Annotated in this window: 23 protein-coding genes; 14 read left to right on the top strand and 9 right to left on the bottom strand. The window is 64.7% G+C overall.

Annotated features, from left to right (window positions below; all coding sequences use genetic code 11):
• Positions 1–2 precede the first annotated feature (2 nt).
• Positions 3–1022, bottom strand: coding sequence for a protease SohB (gene sohB, locus ABFA30_RS00115; protein ID WP_225790755.1), 1020 nt, complete (start codon positions 1020–1022; stop codon positions 3–5).
• Between the two features lie 196 nt (positions 1023–1218).
• On the opposite strand from sohB, the gene ABFA30_RS00110 reads away from it, so the two are divergent.
• From ABFA30_RS00110 to ABFA30_RS00090, 5 genes are all read left to right on the top strand, one after another.
• The gene (locus tag ABFA30_RS00110) at positions 1219–1932 is read left to right on the top strand and encodes a histidine phosphatase family protein (protein WP_410045019.1); all 714 of its coding nucleotides are present in this window, start codon (positions 1219–1221) and stop codon (positions 1930–1932) included.
• Positions 1933–1989: 57 nt separating this feature from the next.
• Positions 1990–2307, top strand: a complete 318-nt coding sequence (locus ABFA30_RS00105; RefSeq protein WP_225790757.1) for an SCP2 sterol-binding domain-containing protein — start codon at positions 1990–1992, stop codon at positions 2305–2307.
• Between the two features lie 281 nt (positions 2308–2588).
• A complete protein-coding gene (locus tag ABFA30_RS00100; RefSeq protein WP_410045018.1) occupies positions 2589–3656 on the top strand; it encodes a phosphotransferase family protein in 1068 nt (355 codons plus the stop codon).
• Positions 3657–3693: 37 nt separating this feature from the next.
• A complete protein-coding gene (locus tag ABFA30_RS00095; protein WP_253080877.1) occupies positions 3694–4461 on the top strand; it encodes an SDR family oxidoreductase in 768 nt (255 codons plus the stop codon).
• 190 nt (positions 4462–4651) lie between these two features.
• Positions 4652–5350 carry a YoaK family protein gene (locus tag ABFA30_RS00090; RefSeq protein WP_253080878.1) on the top strand — a complete coding sequence of 233 codons (699 nt, stop codon included), beginning with the start codon at positions 4652–4654 and terminating at the stop codon, positions 5348–5350.
• A gap of 1 nt (position 5351) precedes the next feature.
• Here ABFA30_RS00090 and ABFA30_RS00085 read toward each other — a convergent pair whose 3' ends face one another.
• The gene (locus ABFA30_RS00085; protein WP_225790761.1) at positions 5352–5702 is read right to left on the bottom strand and encodes a hypothetical protein; all 351 of its coding nucleotides are present in this window, start codon (positions 5700–5702) and stop codon (positions 5352–5354) included.
• A 117-nt stretch (positions 5703–5819) separates the two neighbouring features.
• Between ABFA30_RS00085 and ABFA30_RS00080 the strand changes: the two genes are divergently transcribed.
• Positions 5820–6104 carry an RcnB family protein gene (locus ABFA30_RS00080; protein ID WP_225790762.1) on the top strand — a complete coding sequence of 95 codons (285 nt, stop codon included), beginning with the start codon at positions 5820–5822 and terminating at the stop codon, positions 6102–6104.
• A 1-nt stretch (position 6105) separates the two neighbouring features.
• Here ABFA30_RS00080 and ABFA30_RS00075 read toward each other — a convergent pair whose 3' ends face one another.
• Entirely contained in the window at positions 6106–7263 is a 1158-nt protein-coding gene (locus ABFA30_RS00075) for a GGDEF domain-containing protein (RefSeq protein ID WP_225790763.1), read from the bottom strand.
• 256 nt (positions 7264–7519) lie between these two features.
• Here ABFA30_RS00075 and ABFA30_RS00070 point away from each other — a divergent pair, with 256 nt between their 5' ends.
• The 4 genes from ABFA30_RS00070 to ABFA30_RS00055 all read left to right on the top strand — a co-directional run bounded on the left by ABFA30_RS00070 (position 7520) and on the right by ABFA30_RS00055 (position 11764).
• Positions 7520–7702, top strand: coding sequence for a hypothetical protein (locus ABFA30_RS00070; RefSeq protein WP_225790764.1), 183 nt, complete (start codon positions 7520–7522; stop codon positions 7700–7702).
• A 73-nt stretch (positions 7703–7775) separates the two neighbouring features.
• A complete protein-coding gene (locus tag ABFA30_RS00065; RefSeq protein ID WP_225790765.1) occupies positions 7776–8165 on the top strand; it encodes a glycine zipper domain-containing protein in 390 nt (129 codons plus the stop codon).
• Between the two features lie 202 nt (positions 8166–8367).
• Entirely contained in the window at positions 8368–10197 is a 1830-nt protein-coding gene (locus tag ABFA30_RS00060) for an SLC13 family permease (RefSeq protein ID WP_410045017.1), read from the top strand.
• 142 nt (positions 10198–10339) lie between these two features.
• Positions 10340–11764: a diguanylate cyclase gene (locus tag ABFA30_RS00055; RefSeq protein ID WP_410045016.1), complete on the top strand. Its 1425-nt coding sequence runs from the start codon at positions 10340–10342 to the stop codon at positions 11762–11764.
• A gap of 1 nt (position 11765) precedes the next feature.
• Here the strand turns inward: ABFA30_RS00055 and ABFA30_RS00050 are convergent, their stop codons facing one another.
• On the bottom strand, positions 11766–12527 hold the full coding sequence (locus ABFA30_RS00050; protein ID WP_225790768.1) for a sulfite exporter TauE/SafE family protein: 762 nt from the start codon (positions 12525–12527) through the stop codon (positions 11766–11768).
• Positions 12528–12626: 99 nt separating this feature from the next.
• Between ABFA30_RS00050 and ABFA30_RS00045 the strand changes: the two genes are divergently transcribed.
• Together ABFA30_RS00045 and ABFA30_RS00040 are read left to right on the top strand one after the other, a co-directional pair.
• Entirely contained in the window at positions 12627–13526 is a 900-nt protein-coding gene (locus ABFA30_RS00045; RefSeq protein ID WP_225790769.1) for a LysR family transcriptional regulator, read from the top strand.
• 437 nt (positions 13527–13963) lie between these two features.
• Positions 13964–14158, top strand: coding sequence for a hypothetical protein (locus tag ABFA30_RS00040; protein ID WP_225790770.1), 195 nt, complete (start codon positions 13964–13966; stop codon positions 14156–14158).
• Positions 14159–14328: 170 nt separating this feature from the next.
• Here the strand turns inward: ABFA30_RS00040 and cfa are convergent, their stop codons facing one another.
• The 4 genes from cfa to ABFA30_RS00020 form a co-directional block, all read right to left on the bottom strand.
• Positions 14329–15483 (bottom strand): cyclopropane fatty acyl phospholipid synthase, encoded by a 1155-nt coding sequence (gene cfa / locus ABFA30_RS00035; RefSeq protein WP_225790771.1) that lies wholly within the window; start codon positions 15481–15483, stop codon positions 14329–14331.
• 36 nt (positions 15484–15519) lie between these two features.
• Positions 15520–15945: a DUF892 family protein gene (locus tag ABFA30_RS00030; RefSeq protein WP_225790772.1), complete on the bottom strand. Its 426-nt coding sequence runs from the start codon at positions 15943–15945 to the stop codon at positions 15520–15522.
• A 250-nt stretch (positions 15946–16195) separates the two neighbouring features.
• On the bottom strand, positions 16196–16687 hold the full coding sequence (locus ABFA30_RS00025; RefSeq protein WP_410045015.1) for a GNAT family N-acetyltransferase: 492 nt from the start codon (positions 16685–16687) through the stop codon (positions 16196–16198).
• Positions 16688–16723: 36 nt separating this feature from the next.
• Positions 16724–17614 carry a LysR family transcriptional regulator gene (locus tag ABFA30_RS00020; protein ID WP_225790774.1) on the bottom strand — a complete coding sequence of 297 codons (891 nt, stop codon included), beginning with the start codon at positions 17612–17614 and terminating at the stop codon, positions 16724–16726.
• Between the two features lie 102 nt (positions 17615–17716).
• On the opposite strand from ABFA30_RS00020, the gene ABFA30_RS00015 reads away from it, so the two are divergent.
• On the top strand, positions 17717–18097 hold the full coding sequence (locus ABFA30_RS00015; RefSeq protein ID WP_225790775.1) for a cupin domain-containing protein: 381 nt from the start codon (positions 17717–17719) through the stop codon (positions 18095–18097).
• Between the two features lie 35 nt (positions 18098–18132).
• Here ABFA30_RS00015 and ABFA30_RS00010 read toward each other — a convergent pair whose 3' ends face one another.
• Entirely contained in the window at positions 18133–19038 is a 906-nt protein-coding gene (locus ABFA30_RS00010) for a LysR family transcriptional regulator (protein WP_225790776.1), read from the bottom strand.
• 113 nt (positions 19039–19151) lie between these two features.
• Here ABFA30_RS00010 and ABFA30_RS00005 point away from each other — a divergent pair.
• Positions 19152–19410 (top strand): thiamine pyrophosphate-binding protein (locus ABFA30_RS00005; protein ID WP_410045014.1); only part of this gene is annotated, 259 nt, incomplete at its 3' end.

The following is a 19410-nucleotide window of genomic DNA, read 5'->3' as shown; positions in this document are numbered from 1 at the left end:
TGTTAGCGCAGGCGGCCGAGTTTGCTCCAGAGGCCGACCAGGGTGTTCTCAACGGTACCGCTGGCGGCGATACCGATACGCTCCTGCAGACTCTTGCGCTCGGCGTAGTGCAGATGGAACAGGTTGGCCTCTCGCGCCCGCTCGCTCAGATACTCATCGCTGGTACGCACTTCGTCGACCAGTTTGCGGTTCAGCGCGGCGACGCCCAGCCAGACCTCGCCGGTGGCCACCTCGTCGATATGCAACTGCGGGCGGTAGCGGGCGACGAAATCCTTGAACAACTGGTGGGTGACGTCCAGGTCTTCCTGGAATTTCTCACGGCCCTTCTCGGTGTTCTCGCCGAATACCGTCAGGGTGCGCTTGTATTCACCGGCGGTGAGTACCTCGAAATCGATGTCGTGCTTCTTCAGCAAGCGGTTGACGTTGGGCAACTGCGCCACCACGCCGATCGAGCCAAGCACCGCGAAGGGCGCGCTGATGATCTTTTCGCCGATACAGGCCATCATGTAGCCGCCGCTGGCAGCGACCTTGTCGATGCACACGGTCAGCGGAATACCGGCCTGGCGGATACGCGCCAGCTGCGAGGCCGCCAAGCCGTAGCTGTGGACGAGGCCACCACCGCTCTCCAGGCGCAGCACCACTTCGTCACGTGGGGTGGCGAGGGTCAACAGCGCAGTGATCTCGTTGCGCAGGCTCTCGGTAGCCGAAGCCTTGATGTCGCCATCGAAATCGAGGACGAACACCCGGCTCTTGTCGTCGCCCTTGGCCTTTTTCTGCTGTTTTTCCGCCTTGGCCTGCTGCTTGCGCAGGGCCTTGAGCTGGGGCTTGTCGAGCAGGCCTGCCTCGAGGCGCTCGCGCAGGTCCTTGTAGAACTCGTTGAGACGGGTGACCTGCAATTGCCCGCCCGGCTTGCGCCGCCCCTTGCCACGCATGCCGGCGATGGCCGAAAGGACCACCAGGATGGCGATCACCAGGGTGGCGGTTTTAGCGAGAAAGCTTGCGTATTCGGCAAGAAACTCCACGTTGACTCCTTGATAGACCAGCGCCCAACGGCGCGAAACTGTTCCAAGCATACCGGTGCGCCTGTGGCGCTGCCAGCCACGGAAAACGGCAGCAATACAGTTCAAACAACCTTTTCAAACGCTTGTATGTTTTTTCATTGACAGCCTTCGTGCCGCATCCTAACCTCGCAGCAACTTCACCAGGCCGGACTCCTCCGTGGGCAACATCTACCTGATCCGACATGGCCAAGCCTCCTTCGGTGCCGACGACTACGACGTCCTGTCGCCCGTGGGCGTGCGCCAGAGCCAGGCCCTGGGCGAGCATCTGGCCCAACTGGGCCTGTGCCTGGACCACTGCGTGGCCGGTACCCTGCGGCGCCAGCAGGACACCGCGCGCCTGGCGCTGGAGGCGATGCACGCCAACGGCTGCCAGGTACCGCCCATAGAGACCGACCCGGCGTTCGACGAGTTCGACGCCGATGGCGTGATCCGTGCCCTACTCCCCGGCCTGCTGCCCGAAGAACCCGAAGCGCTGCATGTTTTGCGCAACGGCGCGCAGAACCGTAGCGAGTTCCAACGTCTGTTCGCCCTGATGGTGCAGCGCTGGTACGACGGCGAGCATGAAGAAGAGGATGGTCTGGAGACCTGGCAGGCCTTCACCGCCCGTGTCGAGGCAGGCCTGGGGCGTGTCCTGCAACGCGCCAGCAGCGGTGACGACATCGCCATCTTCACCTCAGGCGGCACCATCGCCGCCCTGCTCCACCTGGTTACCCGGATCACCCCCAGTCAAGCCTTCGCGCTGAACTGGCAGATCATCAACACGTCGCTCAGCCAGCTGAAGTTCCGTGGCCGCGACGTGACACTGGCTTCCTTCAACAGCCAAGCCCATGTGCGGCTGCTGAAGGTGCCGGAGCTCGTCACCTATCGATGAGCCCGGCCTGTTGTTGTCCCTGCGGGGACGTGAATATCACTCTATAAGGAATGCGCCATGACCTCCGTAGCTGATGCCGTCAAGAAGATGCAAGAGAAGTTCAACCCATCCGCTGCCGCCGGCCTGGACCTGGTGTTCGGCTTCAACATCACCGACGAGGACAAGCACTACGCCCTGCTCGTCAAAGACGGCACCTGCCAATTGCAGGAAGGCGAGAACCCGGATGCCAACTGCACCCTGGTGATGGACAGCGAGACCCTCAAGGGCATCGTCAGCGGCGAAACCGATGGCATGCAGGCCTTCATGGGCGGCAAGCTGCGCGTCGAGGGCGACATGATGCTGTCGATGAAGCTCAGCGAGCTGTTCCCAGCCTGAGTGGCGGCCACGAACGCCGACGAGAAAACCGAAGCCTGATGCGCTTCGGTTTTTTTTTTGCCTCTGCCGGCCGTTGCCTTTGGGCAAGCCCTCTCCCACGGGGTCCTTCGTCGGCCGTATGTTTTCTGCACGACAGAACAGCCCGGGGTCTGGGCTGGCCCATCAGGTGCATTGATCGCCCGGCAACACCCTTACCAATAAGGCGCCTGGCACGCTTGTACCAGCGGCGGCAGGAAATTAGATTAGCCAATAGTCCTTGCGATCGAGAATAAGGAAAACGCATGACGCTCACCGACCAGTCCACCCAGGTACGCCCCGGCGAAGAGCTCGATGCGGCCGTCATCGATCCCTACCTCAAGGCTCATATTCCAGGCCTTGCCGGCACGCCGACGATCAGCCAGTTCCCTGGCGGGGCCTCCAACCTCACCTACCTGGTCAGCTACCCGGGCCGGGAGTTCGTGCTGCGCCGCCCGCCTTTCGGCCAGAAGGCCAAGTCCGCCCACGACATGGGCCGCGAGTTTCGCATCCTCAACCAGCTCAACAGCGGCTTCCCCTACTGCCCCAAGGCCTACGCGCACTGCACCGACACCTCGCTGATCGGCAGCGAGTTCTACGTGATGGAACGGGTCAAGGGCATCATCCTGCGCTCGGACATCCCGCCGTCCCTGGGCCTGGACGCCAGCCGCACCGAAGCCCTGTGCAAGAGCTTCATCGATCGCCTGGTAGAGCTGCACCAAGTCGACTACACGGCCTGCGGCCTGGCCGACCTGGGCAAGCCAGAGGGTTACGTGCAACGCCAGATCGAAGGCTGGAGCAACCGCTACGAGAAGGCCCTGACCCCGGATGCCCCCCGCTGGACGCAGGTGACCGCCTGGCTGCACGAGAAGATGCCCGCCGATCATCCGCGCCCGGGCATCGTGCACAACGACTACCGCTTCGACAACGTCATCCTCGATGCCGACAACCCCATGCGCATCATCGGCGTGCTGGACTGGGAGATGGCGACCCTCGGCGACCCGCTGATGGACCTGGGCAACAGCCTGGCCTACTGGATCGAGGCAGACGACCCGGCGCCGGTGCAACTGATGCGCCGCCAGCCGAGCAACGCGCCAGGCATGCTCAGCCGCCGCCAGTTCGTCGACTACTATGCCGAGCGCGCCGGCATCCAGGTCGACAATTTCGACTTCTACTACTGCTATGGCCTGTTCCGCCTGGCCGGCATCGTCCAACAGATCTACTACCGCTTCTACCATGGCCAGACGCAGGACAAGCGCTTCGCCCAGTTCATCCACATGAACCGGCTGCTGGAGCAGATGACCCTGCAAGTGATCGACAAGTCCACCCTGTAAACAGCGCCCCCTGGGACAGACAAGAAGGAAAACCGGCATGTCCAAGACCCACCTGTTCGACCTCGATGGCAAGATCGCCTTCGTCTCCGGCGCCAGCCGCGGCATCGGCGAAGCCATCGCCCACCTGCTGGCCCAGCAGGGTGCCCATGTGATCGTCTCCAGCCGCAAGCTCGAAGGCTGCCAGCAGGTCGCCGACGCCATCATCGCCGCCGGCGGCAAAGCCACCGCGGTGGCCTGCCACATCGGCGAGCTGGAGCAGATCCAGCAAGTGTTCGCCGGTATCCGCGAGCAATTCGGCCGCCTGGACATCCTGGTCAACAACGCCGCCACCAACCCGCAGTTCTGCAACGTACTGGACACCGACCCAGGGGCGTTCCAGAAGACCGTGGACGTGAACATCCGCGGCTACTTCTTCATGTCGGTGGAAGCCGGCAAGCTGATGCGTGAGCACGGCGGCGGCAGCATCATCAACGTGGCCTCGATCAATGGTGTGTCCCCGGGCCTGTTCCAGGGCATCTATTCGGTGACCAAGGCCGCGGTGATCAACATGACCAAGGTCTTCGCCAAGGAATGCGCACCGTTCGGCATCCGCTGCAACGCCCTGCTGCCGGGCCTGACAGACACCAAGTTCGCCTCCGCCCTGGTGAAGAACGACGCCATCCTCAATGCCGCCCTGCAGCAGATCCCGCTCAAGCGCGTGGCTGAGCCGAGCGAAATGGCCGGGGCGGTGCTGTACCTGGCCAGCGAGGCTTCCAGCTACACCACAGGTACGGCGCTCAATGTCGATGGGGGGTTCCTGTCCTGAGCCGAAGGCTTCACGGGCGTAATTGGGGCGCGAAGCGGCCCCAGCAAAGCCGAACCGCTCCCATCAACTCCGGCTGACCGCTCGGGTATACTCCCGCTTTCAGCGTATTCACGGGCATCACCGTCGAACGCGGGAAGTACGAGCGGCTAATGGCCCATATCGCCGCCTGGGCTGAGACGGAGGAAAAACGATGCTACCGGGGAGCGTGTCGGTCAACGGCCAGTGCCAGAAGCGCGTGCAGCGCCGTGGCACGGTCGGCTTGTATTTCGTCGCCTGCCTGTCGGTCCTGGCCGGCATGACCGACGCCATTGGCTTCATGGCCACCGGCGATTTCGTTTCGTTCATGAGCGGCAACACCACCCGCCTGGCGGTCTCGCTGGGCAACGCCGAGCTGGGGCCGGTCATACGCCTGGCGCTGGTGATCGGCGCCTTTGTCGCTGGCAACGCCCTGGGCGTGATCATCGCGGTGAAGACCGGGCGCCGGCCATGGCCCCTGCTGACCCTGATCGCCGCCCTGCTGGCGGTGGCCGGCCTGCTGCCGGCCCCCCTGCAACTGCCGGCGCTGCTGGCAGCGGTCACGGCCATGGGCATGATCAACGCGGTGGTCGAGGAAGTGAACGGCCTGCCGATCGGCCTGACCTACGTCACCGGCGCCCTGTCGCGCTTCGGCCGTGGCCTGGGCCGCACCCTGCTGGGCCAGCGCCGGATGGGCTGGCGGGTACAGCTGGTGCCCTGGTGCGGCATGTTCCTGGGTGCCATCGGTGGCGTGCTGCTGGAGCAGCAGTTCGGCCGCTCCGCCCTGTTGGCCAGCGCCCTGCTCACAGCCCTTTTGGGCCTGGTATCGCTGAAGATCCCGCGGCGCTGGCAGCTGCGCTACATGCCTCGCTGAATCACAGGCAGGTCGCGGCGGCCGCGCGGCGGCGCAAGGCCGTGGAATCCTGCTTCTGCGCGTAGTAGTCGACCCGCGTGCCGCCAGCCTGCGGGTAGATGTCGGCGAACGACTCGGCCTCGCGGGTATAGACGGTGAACCCGCCCTGCTTGCGCCGCTCCAGGTAACCGCTGGCGTCGACACCGAACACCGCCTCCTCCTGCCAGCTGAACTGGATGCACTGGGCAACGATGTCCGCCGTCTTGTTCGAATCGAGCTGGGCGGTGGGTGCACCGCCACGCGCCGCATCCATGGTTGCGGAAGCACAACCGACCAGCACCAGCGCTGCGGCCATCGGCAGAATTGCTCGCATGTTCCATCCTCGGGGCAAAAAAGAAGGCGACTCTAGCACTGGCGCCACGGCGAGTGAATTGTCCTGCGTGCACCGCTGTCGCAGATAAGGCATGTATCGCCACGGAGGAGACACCCCATGAAGCTGCGCCCATCGCTGTCGGCCCTGTTGCTCGCTGCTACCCTGCCCTGCCTGCCCCTGGCGGCGACGGCGGGCGAGGACAGCGTCACCGCCCCGCAAAGCCAGCGGGAACTGAAGGTCGGCGACAAGGCGCCGGACCAGTACAAGCGCGACGACCAGGCCATACGCGACTGGCGCGCCAAGGGTCTGCCCGCGCCTGAAAAGGAAAGCCACTGGGTACGCCTGGGCGAGCGTTACGTGCTGGTGCAGATCACCAATGGGGTGATCCTGGCCATCCACTGACCTAGCCCCCTAGCAGGGCCGCCATGCGCACGGCATCGCGCCCACCGGCCTTGGCCTGGTACAGCGCCGCATCGGCCTGGGCGATCAGGCTGGCGATGCTGTGGTGCGGCCCCGGCACGCCACACCACAGCCCGACACTGAAACGCAGTTCGATATCGCCCCCGGCAAAGCGCGCGGGGCTTCGGGCAATGGCCTCGCGCAGGCCCTGCAGGGCGCCCAACGCACCTTCGCGATCGGTGCGCGGCAACAGCAGCAGGAACTCTTCGCCGCCATAGCGCCCGAGGCTGTCGCCCTGGCGCAGGCGCTGCTGCAACTGGCGCACGCAATGGCAGAGCACTTCGTCTCCGGCCAGGTGGCCATGCAGGTCGTTGATGCGCTTGAAATGGTCGATGTCGATCATCGCCACCGCCAGCTCGCTCTGCTCGTCCCGGGCCCGCTCCAGCTCCACGGCGAAACGCTCGAGGATCGCCCGGCGATTGTAGGTGCCGGTCAGCACATCGCGCAGGGCCAGGTGCTGCAGGCGCGACTCGCTCCGCTCCTTGGCCATCAGCACCAGGCCGATGGCGTACATCATCACCGTGACCGTACCGATGCTGACGGAAATGGTCTGCTTGAGATTGCTGGTGTCATAGCGCATCTCGGCCGCTTCGCCAAAGACCACCGCCAGCACCCGCATTCCCAAGCCCACCAGGCTGATCAGCGCGCCGATCATCAACAACAGGTGCGCCCGCCCCTGATGTTCGGCCCGACGCCGCGCCCAGCACAGGATCAGCGAACACTGCAGCATCAGCACCAGGGTGGCCAGTAGCATGCGCGGCTCCAGGGTATCGAGCAGCAGCATCAGGCCCGCCAGCATGAAGAACGGGATGACGAAGATGGACCGCCACGGCACCCGTTGCTCGCGCACCCGGAACAGGCTGGCCGAATAGAAGGCCAGGGCCAGCGACAGCAGGCTGTTGCCCAGGCCATAGCTGATCCACAGCGGCGCATGGCCATACAGGGTGTAGCAAACATAGGCCAGGGCATGGGCGAGCAGCCCGTACCCGGTCAGCAACAGGTTGTCGCGGCGGTTGAGCTGGCCGACCAGCAACAGGCAAAAGGCCAGGATCGTCGCAACCAGGGCAACGGCAGCGAACAGCGTGGGGGTATGGGCGATCATCGTGATTCACCGTGTGGCAGATGGGCCGTCTTGGTTGCGGCCTGGCGCTATACCGCGCCTGCGGGGGCGGCAATGGCTGAAGTCTAGAGTGCGCCGCACGCCCAAGCCATGGCCCAACGGGACAGAACAGCAGCCGCCAGGCACGCCCATTCATCGCTCGCGCGACAAAATCTTGCGTGGCAGAGAAACCAAATCGATCGTTCCCTGTCTCATGAGGTGTCCCGTAAACCTTTGCGGATCAAGGACCTATATCGTGATGACTCGCCTTGCAAGCCTTTCCCTGATTGCTGCCGTGCTCCTGGTCGGCGGCTGCCACAGCCACCACTACCACGACAAGGATGGCTGGCGTGATCGAGATCGTGACCGTGGGCACCGCCATCATCAGCGTCACGACCGTGATGATGATCGCCGTAACTACCGTGACCGCCATTACCGCTGAAGCGTCCTTGCCATCCTGATGGCCACCCGTGCCGCGACATCCTTATCCTGATGATTCCTTCGAGGTTCATATCATGCGTCTGACTCTGCCTTCCCTCGCCCTCGGCCTGCTGCTGTGCCAGGGCGCTTTCGCCGGTGACGGCACCGCAGCCATCGGCGGCGGCCTGGGGGGCGCCCTGGGCAACGTCGTTGGTCAACAGATCGGCGGCAGCACTGGCGCGGCCATCGGTGCCGGCCTTGGCGGTGCCGCTGGCAGCGCGGTCGGCGCGCGCAAGGGCAACCGTACCGAAGCGGCGATCGGCGGCGGCCTGGGCTCGGCCGGCGGCTCCGTGATAGGCGGCAAGCTCGGCGGCTCGACCGGCTCCACCGTCGGTGCGGGCCTGGGCGGTGCGGCTGGTGGCGCCATCGGCAACCACCTGGGCGATGACAACGGCCGCAAGCACAAACGTCGTCATCGCCACTGACCGGGGTACTCCCCTCGCGGGCAAGCCCGCTCCCACAGGCCCTGCGCAGCTCTTGAAATAGGCGCGGGGCCTTTGGAAGCGGGCTTGCCCACGGAAACCTTGGCAGCAAAAACCTGCAACACATCAACACCTCCTTCACCGCAAGCTGCCACACTGGGCACAATCGTCTTCCGTGCCTCGAGTGAAGGAACACCCCCTCCCCATGAACCATGAGCTGCTCTGGGTCCTTGGCCTGCTGGCCATCGTCGTCACCCTGTTCGTCGTCAATCGTCCACGCATGGATGTGGTCGCCCTGCTGGTGATCCTGGCCCTGCCACTCTCGGGCATTCTCACCGTCGAACAAGCTCTGGCCGGGTTCAGCGACCCTAACGTGATCCTGATCGCCGCACTGTTCGTGATCGGCGAGGGCCTGGTGCGTACCGGCATCGCCTACCGCATCGGCGAGTGGATGAGCGAGCGCGCCGGCAACAGCGAGGTACGCCTGCTGGTGCTGCTGATGGTCGCGGTTGCCGGCCTGGGCTCGGTGATGAGTTCCACTGGCGTGGTGGCGATCTTCATCCCGGTGGTGCTGAGCATCGCCGCGCGCCTGCAACTTTCACCGAGCCGGCTGATGATGCCGCTGAGCTTCGCCGGCCTGATCAGCGGCATGCTCAGCCTGGTGGCCACGCCACCCAACGTGGTGGTGCACAGCGAACTGGTGCGCCATGGCGAACAGGGCTTCAGCTTCTTCAGCTTCACCCCTTTCGGCCTGGTGGTGCTGGTTTTGGGGATCGGCTACATGCTGCTCACCCGCCATTGGCTCAAGGGCGAGGTGCGCAAGGACGGCCGTCTGGAAACCCGCCGCACCCTGCTCGACCTGGTGCTGGACTACAAGCTCAACGGCCGCGAACGGCGCTTGCGCATCCGCCCCCGTTCGCCGCTGATCGGCCACACCCTCGGCGAACTGGAACTGCGCACCCGGCATGGCGCTAACGTGATCGGCATCGAGCGCCAGCACAAGTTCACCACCCGGGTGATCAGCGTCGACTCCGGCACCGTGCTGCACCAGGGCGATGTGCTGCTGCTCGACCTGTTCGCCAACCGCGACGACCTGCGCAGCCTGTGCCAGACCATGCAACTGGAGCCCCTGCACTTCAAGGCCGCCTATTTCATCGACCAGTCCCAGGAGCTGGGCATGGCCGAAGTCTCGCTGCCGCCTGGCTCGCAACTGATCGGCAAATCCCTCCTGGAGCTTGCCTTTCGCAGCCGCTTCGGCCTCAACGTGGTGGGCCTGCGCCGGGAACAGACGGCCATCGAGGAGCAATTGGTGGAAGAAAAGCTGCGCCTGGGCGATACCTTGCTGGTGGTCGGCCCATGGAAGGCGGTACGCCAGCTGCAGAGCCAGCCGAAAGACTTCCTGGTGCTGAGCCTGCCAGCGGAAATCGACCAGGTAGCCCCGGCTCGCACCCGTGCGCCCTTTGCGCTGGTGAGCCTGGCGGTGATGGTCGGCCTGATGGCCAGTGGCGCCGTGCCCAATGTCGTCGCCGCGCTGATCGGCTGCCTGTTGATGGGTGCCGGCCGCTGCATCGACATGGACAGCGCCTACCGCGCCATCCACTGGCAGAGCCTGGTGCTGATCGTTGGCATGCTGCCCTTCGCCCTGGCCCTGCAGAAGACCGGCGGCATCGACCTTGCGGTCAGCGGCCTGGTCGGCCTGCTCGGCAATGCCGGTCCCAGCGCCATCCTCGCCTGCCTGTTCGCCGTCACCGCGCTGATCGGCCTGTTCATCTCCAACACCGCCACCGCGGTGCTGATGGCCCCGGTGGCGATCAGCACCGCGCAACAGCTGGGCATGTCGCCCTACCCGTTCGCCATGACGGTGGCCCTGGCGGCCTCGGCGGCCTTCATGACACCGGTGTCCTCACCGGTCAACACCTTGGTGCTGGGCCCCGGCCAGTACCGCTTCGCCGACTTCGTCAAGGTCGGGGTGCCGTTCACCTTGCTGGTGATGCTGGTGACCGTGCTGATGGTGCCGTGGTTCTATGGACTCTAGGGACGCAGAAAAGTGGCAAAATGGCATTATCCCCGCTGTTCGCGACACGATAATATCCAATTGACATCAACTACCCTCTCGAAACACACTGGCGCCTATTGACCCAGGTGCCTTCAGCCGTTGTCCTGGATTCCGTCTCCGCTTGCCGGTCGAGCCCATGGTGTTTCCAGTCCAGTCGCGCCTGCTGCCTCCCTTCGTCCTGTTCGGCCTGACCTTTGCCCTGACCCTGGGCGGCATCCTCGCCCGCCCGATCGAATCGCTGTCGCTGTTCTGGCCGGTCAATGCGGTGCTGGCGGGTGTCCTGCTGCGTTACCCACGGCAGGCCACCCTGCCAGGGTTCGGCCTGGTCTGGATGGCCATGGTCGCCGCCGACCTGGCCTGTGGCAGCGCCTGGCCGCCCGCGCTGTGGTTCAACCTGTGCAACCTGGGCGTGATCGTCACCCTCTGGCAACTATTGTCGCGTCTGCCACGCCCGCACCGGCGCCTGCGCACGCCCCAGGGCGTGCTCTGCGTGTTCGGCGCCTGCGCCGCCGGGGCCGCGGTGGCCGCCAGCCTGGCCTGCATGATGGCCGCCCCATGGTTCGAGCAGTCGCTGCGCGCTACCTGGCTTGCGTGGTTCAGCGAACAGTTCTCCACCAACGTGCTGGTCCTGCCGGTGCTGCTCACCGCCCCCTCGCTGCGCGCCCTGGTACGCGGTGGCGGCCAGGCGATCCGCCTCGCCCCGCTGCTGGTGCTGCTGGCCTCGCTGGCCCTGAGCATCGCCTTCGGTGGGCCCGGTGCCATCGCCTTCCCCATCGCCGCGCTGTTGTGGTGCGCCTGGACCTACTCGCCGTTCCTGGTCTCGTTGCTGGCGCTGACCGCCGGCAGCACCCTGATCGTCGCCGTAGCCCACAACCTCATGCACTTCAGCGTGCCGCAGAGCGAATCCGGCGTCACCACCCTGGTGTCGGCGCGCCTGGGCATCGCCATGCTGGTGCTCGGGCCACTGGTGGTGGCCTGTGTCAGCAATGCCAACCGCAGCCTGCTGGCGCGTCTGGCGCACCAGGCCACGGTCGACCACCTGACCGGCACCCTGACCCGCAGCGCCTTCACCCGCCGCGCCAGCGCCCTGCTCGACAACCGCCAGCAGCACGTGCCGGCCTTGCCGCTGACCCTGATGATGCTCGACATCGACCACTTCAAGGGCATCAACGACCGCCACGGCCATGCCGTGGGTGACCAGGTGCTGCGCCAGTTCGCCCGCACCCTGCAAGACCAGTTGCATGAGGGTGAGCTGTTCGCCCGCTTGGGCGGCGAGGAGTTCGTGGTCATTCTCCCAGGGCTGGCGCCGGAGCAGGCCAAGTTCACCGCCGAGCGCCTGCGCCGCGCCGTGCAGGACCTGCACGTGCAACTGGCCGACCAGCGCCTGCAGATCACCGTCAGCATCGGCCTGGCCGGCTGCGCCGAGGGCCAACCCGCGCCCAGCCTGGACGAGTTGCTGGCCCACGCCGACCAGGCGCTGTACCGGGCCAAGGCCCATGGCCGCAACCGGGTCGAACAGGCCGAGGCACAGCGTCAGGTGGTCTGATTCATCCTGCCAGCAGGTCCCACGACAGCTTGGCGATCAGCACGCACAGCAGCACCAGGAACAATCCACGCACGAACCCCGCACCCTTGCGCACTGCCAGCCAGGTCCCGGTCAGCGCGCCGAGGATATTGAACGCCGCCATGGGCAGGGCGATGGCCCAGAGCACGTTGCCAGACGGGATGAAGAACACCAGCGCCGCCAGGTTGGTGGCGATGTTGACCAGCTTGGCCGAGGCCGAAGCATGCAGGAAGTCCAGGGCGAAGAAGCGGATGAACAGGAAGATCAGGAAGCTGCCGGTGCCCGGCCCGAACAGGCCGTCGTAGAAGCCGATCGCGCCGCCGATCAGCACCGCCAGGCACTGCTCCTTGCGGCCGATGCGGGCCGGTGTGTGCAGGGTGCCAAAATCCTTCTTGCAGAAGGTGTAGAGGGCCATGAGCACGATCAGCACCAGCACCGCCGGACGCATCACGCTCGGCGGCACCAGGGAGACCGTGGCCGCGCCAACGAACGACATGACGAAGGCGCTGAGCATCGCCGGCACGATCAGCCCCCAGTCCAGCTGCACCTTGCGGATGAACGAGCGCGCGGCAAAGCTGGTGCCGCACACCGAAGCCAGCTTGTTGCTGCCCAGCAGAGCCGCTGGTTGAGCGTTGGGCAGCACGTTGAACAACGCCGGGATCTGGATCAGCCCGCCGCCTCCCACGGCAGCGTCGATCAGGCCGGCGGCGAAGGCGAACAACGAAAGCAGGACGATATCCATCATGGGCGCGGTTCCAGGCAGTAAAAACCCGGCCAAGGCTAATCAAAGCGTCGCGCTTGTGTTGAAATGCCACGTTGCAAAAACTGCAATCAGGAGTCGTCCATGGCATTGGACATGTTGCGAGAGATCCAAGCCTTCGTCAGTGTCGCGCACAAACGCAGCTTCGTCGCCGCAGCCCGTGCCCTGGGCCGCTCGCCCAGCGCCGTGACCCGTGCGGTACAAGCTCTGGAGGACAACGCTGGCGCCAAGCTGCTCAACCGCAACGCCAGCGCCGTGACCCTGACCGAAGCCGGCGAGCGCCTGCTGCCCCATGCCGAGCGCTTGCTGGATGTGCAACGCGATGCCGCCGACGAACTGGCGGCGCTCCGTGGCACGGCGCAAGGCTGGATCCGCTTCGCCGCGCCGGAACTGCTCGGCCAGCAGGTGGTGCCGGCGGTGCTCGCCGAGTTCTCTCGGCGCCATCCCCAGGTGACCCTGGACGTGCAGTTCAGCGACCAGCCCCTCGACCCGCTGCAGGGCAAGTTCGACTTCGTCGTGCGCGGCGCTTTTCCCCAGTCCAGCGAACTGATCGGCTACCCGCTGTGGAGCTACCGACGCCACCTGTACGCAAGCCCCGGCTACCTGGCCCGCGAAGGCACGCCCCAAGAGCCGGAAGCACTGGCTGGGCACGCGCTGATCCTGCACACCGCGCCGCGCATCCTCAAGGCCTGGCACTTCTGCCGTGACGACCAGATCACCAGCCTGCGGCCGCATCCACGGCTGCGCCTGAGCGCCGGCAGCGCCGTGCTGCAGAGCGCGCTGGCCGGCGCTGGTATCGCCCGCCTGGCCGACTGGGTCGGCGAACCTGAGGTCCGTGCCGGCCGCCTGGTGCGCGTCTGCCCCGAGTACCGCCTGACCTCCAGCAGCGGGCAGGATCCGCAGATGCATGCGCTGTACCCGGGCGGTGAGATGCCGACGCGGGTCCGGGAGTTGCTGCAGGCGTTGCGCCGAGCGCGGCCGTGAGGCGGTCGGGTAGTCAGTACTGGGGCTGCGAAGCGGCCCCATGCAAGCCATACCGCAGGTTCATCTGATCTGCTTTTTTCCATCGAACCTGCCTCTGTAACCGTATCAGCCCAGGCCCGACAATATCCCCCGTTCCGTCATCACACACAGAGGTTCCGATGGGCAAGCTCGCACTGTTCCTGGGTGGTTTCCTGCTGCTGACAATCCTGGTCGGCCTATTGGGCACCATCCCACCAAGCTGATATACCCCAGCGGCCCGTCTAATCCGCCAGGCGGGCCTGGCCCTTCCCCTCCTGCATGCCCCCTCCCCCTTGCAACACCTGGACAAGCGGTATCTGCAAGTAATTCTCAAGCGCAAATGACTCGTGTAACCTCGCGCCGCCGTCGAGCGGCCTCTCACGCAGGGGCCGGCCATTTGCCTTGGAGTCGATCGATACATGGAATGCAAGAAAGGCACTGCAGCAATGCTGGAGTGGCGCAGCCGTTTTCTCGGGGAAAGCATCCTAGAGGAGGATAAGTACGATCAGGCCTTGCGCTGGGCCGAAGACCTGGAACGTCGCGGCGTGATCAGCACGAGCGAGTGGATCGAACTGGTCAGGCAGGCCAACGCGGCCCTGCTGGACGTGCGATAAGTCATTCTTTGCGTTGGGAAATCTGTCCACAAAAAACGTGGGTAGGTCTGTGGATAAAACGCTGTAAGTCACGCCGGCGGCGGCCTCTGTTAAATTGAACAGAATTTGTACAGCAGTGTCGCCATCTCTCGCGGGGGTCAGGCAGGGGCCGCCAAGCGGCCCCTGCTCACTCAACTGACCCGCTGATACCCACCGACCACGCCGCGCCGCGACATCACCCACTGCCACAGCTGGATATCCCGGGCGCGGAACGCCCCGGCGCACGACAACAGGTAATAGCGCCACATACGCCGGAAACGCTCCCCCAACTCGTTGGCGAAGTATTGCCAGTGGGCTTCGAAGTTGTCATGCCAGGCCATCAGCGTGCGGTCGTAGTCGGCACCGAAGTTGTGCAGGTCCTCGACCACCAGCAAGCCATCGGCGGCATCGCCGATCTGGCCGATCGAGGGCAGGTCGCCATTGGGGAAGATGTACTTGTCGATCCAGCGGTCCGGTACGTCGCGGCGACGGTTCTTGCCGATGGTGTGCAGCAGCAACAGGCCATCATCCCCCAGGCAACGCGCCGCGACTTCCATGAAGGTGCGATGGTTCTTGCGCCCGACATGCTCGAACATGCCGATGCTGACGATACGGTCGAAGCGTTCGTCCAGCTCACGGTAGTCCTGCAGGCGAAACTCCAGGGGCAGGCCTTTGTAGCGTTTCTCGGCCCATTGGCACTGCTCGCGGGAGATGGTCACGCCAACGCATTCGACGCCATAGCGTTCGGCGGCAAATCCCATGAAGCTGCCCCAGCCGCAGCCGATGTCCAGCACACGCATGCCGGGGCGCAGGCCGAGCTTGCGGCAGATCAGGTCGAGCTTGGCTTCCTGGGCCTGGGCCAGGTCGCTGGCCTCCTTCCAATAGCCGCAGGTATAGGTCATGCGTGGGTCGAGCATGGCCGCGTAGAAATCGTTGCCCAAGTCATAGTGGCGCTCGCCCACGGTCCAGGCACGCCGGGCCGTCTGGCGATTGAGCAGGCGGGCCTGCAGGGCATGGTAGATCAGCGCCAGCGGGCTGACCTGGTCGGCCACCCCGGAGCGCAGCAAGCGGGTGAAGAACTCATCCAGCTGTTCGCAATCCCAGTCGCCGTCCATGTAGGCCTCGCCCAGGCCAAGGTTGCCCTGGGCCAGGGCGCGCTGGGGCACGTCGGCGGCGTGCAGTTGCATGTCCCAGGGCTGCTCGCCCTCCAGGCCGAGGCCGGCCTGGGCGAGCAACGAACGGGCGAAACGGGTGGTGCGATTGGCCGGCGCAGCGCTGCGCAGGTCGGTGGAAAGCTCGGAAGGCATGGTGTGTCCTTGTCAGTATTGGAGATCGGACGCGCTTCAAACGTCGGGGGTGTCCTGGTGCAGCCGCAGCACCACGTCCAGCTCCTGGCGCAGCCAGTCCTGTTCGATCAGGGGCAGGCGCGCCTGCAGTTGCCGCGCCACCCAACGCTGGCCGCGGGCGATGAACTGCAGGCGCTCGTGGAGGTCGGGGATGGCCATGGCCTTGGCGTAGAACTCGCCCACGCCAGCGCCGGGCTTGGCACCGAGCCGCTCCAGGCAATGACGCAGGCGCTGGCAGCTCTGCGCCTCGCCGTCGTGCAAGCGCTCCAGGCGCTGGAGCAGCACGGGGTCGTCGGTCTGCCGGGCGCTGTCGAGCATCAGCCGGGCACCGGCACGCTCGGCGCGCATGAGCAGGCGCAGCCAGTCGACCAGATCATCGGAAGGGGGTGTGGCGGGGTCCTGTGTTTCACAAGCATGCGACATGGGAAAACTCCTGAAGCCGCTGGACTGCGCGGCGACAGGAGGAGCTTAGAGCGCTGGCTTGCTGAAATTAATTGAAATTAAATGGGGCTTGAGTGCAACAAAATGAATATATGTAACCAAGGCGAAACACCCGAAACCAGCGCCTATCTCCAGCGCCCCATGGCCTTGGGCTTATTTGCAAGAGGCCATCATTGCGGTATCGATGCATTTTTTTTGCATCAAGGCCACGTTTGCGACAGCAACCGAGGACTTAGAGCGGCATGACCATCTCATGCCAGGCCATGCCGCCATGGTCGGAGGCCGAGGGCCGGACATAGCGATAACCCATTTTCTCGTACATCCCCACGTGCCGCGCCTTGCACATCAGGTGGATGCTCGCCTTGCCACGCTGGCGCATCTGCGCGACGAAGCGGGTCATCAACTGCCCGGCAAAACCACGGCCCTGGAACGCCGGGTCGACGACCACCGACATGATCACCACATTGGCGCCCTGCGGGTCATGGCCGACCAGTTCCTTGAAGGCTTCGTCGGACACCACGACCTCATCGGCACAACCGCTGTTGATAAAGCCAATCACCTCGCCGTCGAGCTCGAGCACCAGGAACCCCTCGGGGTACTGGGCGATGCGCGTGGCGATCTTCTCGCGGGTGGCGGCCTCGTCGCCTTCGTAGGCGGCGGTCTCGATCTGGTAGCAGCGGTCCACATCGCGGGACGTGGCCTGGCGGAAGGTCGGGGTACTCATGAGCGGTATCCGTGAAACGACAAGGGAGGCGATATTCTAGTGGCTTGCGTGGCGGATGCGTGCAGGCCGCTGCAGCACCTGCCGATAGTGATCCCTGATGATCTGCGCAAGCCCTGACACAGCCGGGCTCGCATTGCTTTCCACCTGCAAGCGAATCGCAAAATCAGGCAACACCGGCAACCCGGCGTCCAGGACAAGGCCCTTCGCCTCGACAGGCACAAGGCTGCGCAACCAAGGGGTTACCGCCAGGTCATTGATGACCATCGATAGCGTGGTATCCACCGATGCATTCTCGAACACCACCTTGCACGCGGTGCCCGCCTCGTCCAAGCGCTGGGAGACGGTATCCCGAAAGGCACAATTGGCCGTCAGGAAGCACAAGGGCAATGGCCGCCGTGCCGAGACCGCCTCATTGCCCAACCACACCAACTGATCCACAGCCAGGCGCTCGCCCAATGCGACACTCACCGGGCCTTGGCTCAGCGCCAGGTCGAGTTCACCGTTGGCGAACGCCTGCACGATATCCAGAGACGAGGCGCTGACGATCTTCACCTCAGCCCACGGAAACGCCTCACCGAAGGCCTTGAGCAAGGGCGCCAGCGGGGCGCCGGCCATGTCGAAGGGCAGCCCCAGGCGCACCGGATCGGCAGACGCCCTGTCACCCATGCGGGCACAGAGGCGGTCGTTCATCCGCAACAGGCGTCGGGCATCGGGCAACAGTGATTGCCCTTGCCCGGTCAGGCGACTGCCCTGGGCATCTCGCGTCAGCAACTGGCAGCCGAGGAAGGCTTCCAGCCGCTTGATTCGCTGGCTGACAGCCCCCTGGGTCACATGCAGGCGCTCCGAGGCGACGCTCATGCTGCCGGTATCGGCCACCTCCACGAAGGCACGAAGCAATGCAAGGTCGATGTGGTGGACTTTTGGCATGTCTGGTCATTAGCGACGTTAATGGGGGCATTATAATTCGTCGCTACGCAAAGGCCATGCTCCCCTTTAGATTTCAAGCCTCAGCCTAACGGGAGCATGCACATGACCAACACTGTGACCAACATCGATCCACAACGCGAGCTGGAAGCGATAACCGAGTACTGGAAACCGCGGGTTATCGGCCGGGTCAACAACCAATTCATCAAGATCGCCAAGTTGAAGGGAGAGTTCGTCTGGCATGCCCATGAACATGAGGACGAGATGTTCTCGGTGATCTATGGCACGCTCCGGATTCAACTCGAGGATCGCACCATTGTCCTGAACGCCGGGGAGTTCTGCGTGATCCCCAAACAGGTGCAGCACAAGCCGATCGCCGAAGAGGAATGCGCGGTCATGCTGATCGAAACGGACACGACACTGCATACCGGTGGCGAACGTTCGTCACGCACGGTCTCGATAGAAGAGCAGTTGTACCCGCGTTGACCGCCGTCCGACGATAGCACGGTCGGGCGCGCCGCCTACTGGGCCCAATACCCAGGGCTCTGGTACACCGCCTTGAGGTACTCGATGAAATGGCGCACCTTGGCCGGCAGGAAGCGCTGCTGGGGAAACACCGCCTGGATATCGTAGTCATCGAGGGCGAAGTCATCCAGGACGGTGACCAGCTCGCCGCTCATCAACTCGTTGTGGATCTCCCAGGTCGAGCGCCAGCCGATCCCAAGCCCCTGGCGCATCCAGGAGAACAACAGCTCGCCATCGTTGCAGGCCAGGTTGCCACTGACCCGCATCGCCACCTGCCGGCCATCGCGCTGGAACACCCAGCCCCGTTGCTGCCCGCCCTGGAGGGTGAAGGCCAGGCAGTTGTGCTCGGCCAGTTCCTCCAGGGTGGTCGGCCGGCCATGACGGGCGAAGTATTCCGGTGTGCCGCAGACCACCCGACGATTACCGAACAGCTTGACGGCCACGTAGTTGGGGTCGGTCACCCCGCCGATACGGATGCTCATGTCGTAGCCCTCGCTGACCAGGTCGACAAGGCTGTCGGTGAGGTTGAACGAGAGTTTCAGGTTGGGGAACTGCTGGTGAAAGCCCAGGGCATGGGGCGCGACGTGCAGCCTGCCGAACGAAGCCGGCGCCGAGACCAACAGGTTGCCCTTCACCATCGAGCCGCAGCCGCTGATATCCGCTTCCATGTCGTCGAAGTCGCGCAGCAGCAGCCTGGCCCGCTCCAGCAGTTGCTCACCCAGCTCGGTCAGGCGCAAGCCGCGGGTCGAACGGTGCATGAGTTTCACGCCCAGGCGTTTCTCCAGCGCATCCAGGCGCCGGCCGAGGATCGCCGGGGTCACCCCCTCGCTCAGGGCGGCGGACGCGAAGCTGCCCTTCTGGGCGACCTGGACGAAGCTGTGCAGTTCTGTGTACCGGGCCATTCGATACCTTTCATATCGACAGAAAACAATTTTCAGGTGTTCTACCGCACGGAAGCCTAATACAGACTGGCATCCACTACAAAAATTATCGACCCGTGCGAAGGAGTACACATATGGCCAACATGAAAGCGATCGAGGCCGCCGTTCTGGTCATGCGCCGTGAAGGTGTAGATACCGCGTTCGGCATCCCCGGTGCCGCCATCAACCCGTTCTACGCTGCGCTGAAGAAAATCGGTGGCATCGACCACGTGCTGGCCCGTCATGTCGAGGGCGCCTCGCACATGGCCGAGGGCTACACCCGCGCCAACCCCGGCAACATCGGCGTGTGCATCGGCACCTCCGGCCCTGCCGGCACCGACATGGTCACCGGCC

This window comes from Pseudomonas sp. HLMP (assembly GCF_046365545.1).
Classification (GTDB): domain Bacteria; phylum Pseudomonadota; class Gammaproteobacteria; order Pseudomonadales; family Pseudomonadaceae; genus Aquipseudomonas; species Aquipseudomonas guariconensis_B.
Note: the sequence above shows the minus strand (reverse complement) of the source record. Positions and strands in the feature narration are given on the sequence as shown.

What these genes read in the sequence shown, in the direction of transcription:
- ABFA30_RS00105 (WP_225790757.1), top strand. Translation starts at nt 1,990, where the DNA reads ATGACCTCCGTAGCTGATGCCGTCAAGAAGATGCAAGAGAAGTTCAAC.
- ABFA30_RS00100 (WP_410045018.1), top strand. Translation starts at nt 2,589, where the DNA reads ATGACGCTCACCGACCAGTCCACCCAGGTACGCCCCGGCGAAGAGCTC.
- ABFA30_RS00095 (WP_253080877.1), top strand. Translation starts at nt 3,694, where the DNA reads ATGTCCAAGACCCACCTGTTCGACCTCGATGGCAAGATCGCCTTCGTC.
- ABFA30_RS00090 (WP_253080878.1), top strand. Translation starts at nt 4,652, where the DNA reads ATGCTACCGGGGAGCGTGTCGGTCAACGGCCAGTGCCAGAAGCGCGTG.
- ABFA30_RS00085 (WP_225790761.1), bottom strand. Translation starts at nt 5,702, where the DNA reads ATGCGAGCAATTCTGCCGATGGCCGCAGCGCTGGTGCTGGTCGGTTGT.
- ABFA30_RS00080 (WP_225790762.1), top strand. Translation starts at nt 5,820, where the DNA reads ATGAAGCTGCGCCCATCGCTGTCGGCCCTGTTGCTCGCTGCTACCCTG.
- ABFA30_RS00075 (WP_225790763.1), bottom strand. Translation starts at nt 7,263, where the DNA reads ATGATCGCCCATACCCCCACGCTGTTCGCTGCCGTTGCCCTGGTTGCG.
- ABFA30_RS00070 (WP_225790764.1), top strand. Translation starts at nt 7,520, where the DNA reads ATGACTCGCCTTGCAAGCCTTTCCCTGATTGCTGCCGTGCTCCTGGTC.
- ABFA30_RS00065 (WP_225790765.1), top strand. Translation starts at nt 7,776, where the DNA reads ATGCGTCTGACTCTGCCTTCCCTCGCCCTCGGCCTGCTGCTGTGCCAG.
- ABFA30_RS00060 (WP_410045017.1), top strand. Translation starts at nt 8,368, where the DNA reads ATGAACCATGAGCTGCTCTGGGTCCTTGGCCTGCTGGCCATCGTCGTC.
- ABFA30_RS00050 (WP_225790768.1), bottom strand. Translation starts at nt 12,527, where the DNA reads ATGATGGATATCGTCCTGCTTTCGTTGTTCGCCTTCGCCGCCGGCCTG.
- ABFA30_RS00045 (WP_225790769.1), top strand. Translation starts at nt 12,627, where the DNA reads ATGGCATTGGACATGTTGCGAGAGATCCAAGCCTTCGTCAGTGTCGCG.
- ABFA30_RS00040 (WP_225790770.1), top strand. Translation starts at nt 13,964, where the DNA reads ATGGAATGCAAGAAAGGCACTGCAGCAATGCTGGAGTGGCGCAGCCGT.
- cfa (WP_225790771.1), bottom strand. Translation starts at nt 15,483, where the DNA reads ATGCCTTCCGAGCTTTCCACCGACCTGCGCAGCGCTGCGCCGGCCAAT.
- ABFA30_RS00030 (WP_225790772.1), bottom strand. Translation starts at nt 15,945, where the DNA reads ATGTCGCATGCTTGTGAAACACAGGACCCCGCCACACCCCCTTCCGAT.
- ABFA30_RS00025 (WP_410045015.1), bottom strand. Translation starts at nt 16,687, where the DNA reads ATGAGTACCCCGACCTTCCGCCAGGCCACGTCCCGCGATGTGGACCGC.
- ABFA30_RS00020 (WP_225790774.1), bottom strand. Translation starts at nt 17,614, where the DNA reads ATGCCAAAAGTCCACCACATCGACCTTGCATTGCTTCGTGCCTTCGTG.
- ABFA30_RS00015 (WP_225790775.1), top strand. Translation starts at nt 17,717, where the DNA reads ATGACCAACACTGTGACCAACATCGATCCACAACGCGAGCTGGAAGCG.
- ABFA30_RS00010 (WP_225790776.1), bottom strand. Translation starts at nt 19,038, where the DNA reads ATGGCCCGGTACACAGAACTGCACAGCTTCGTCCAGGTCGCCCAGAAG.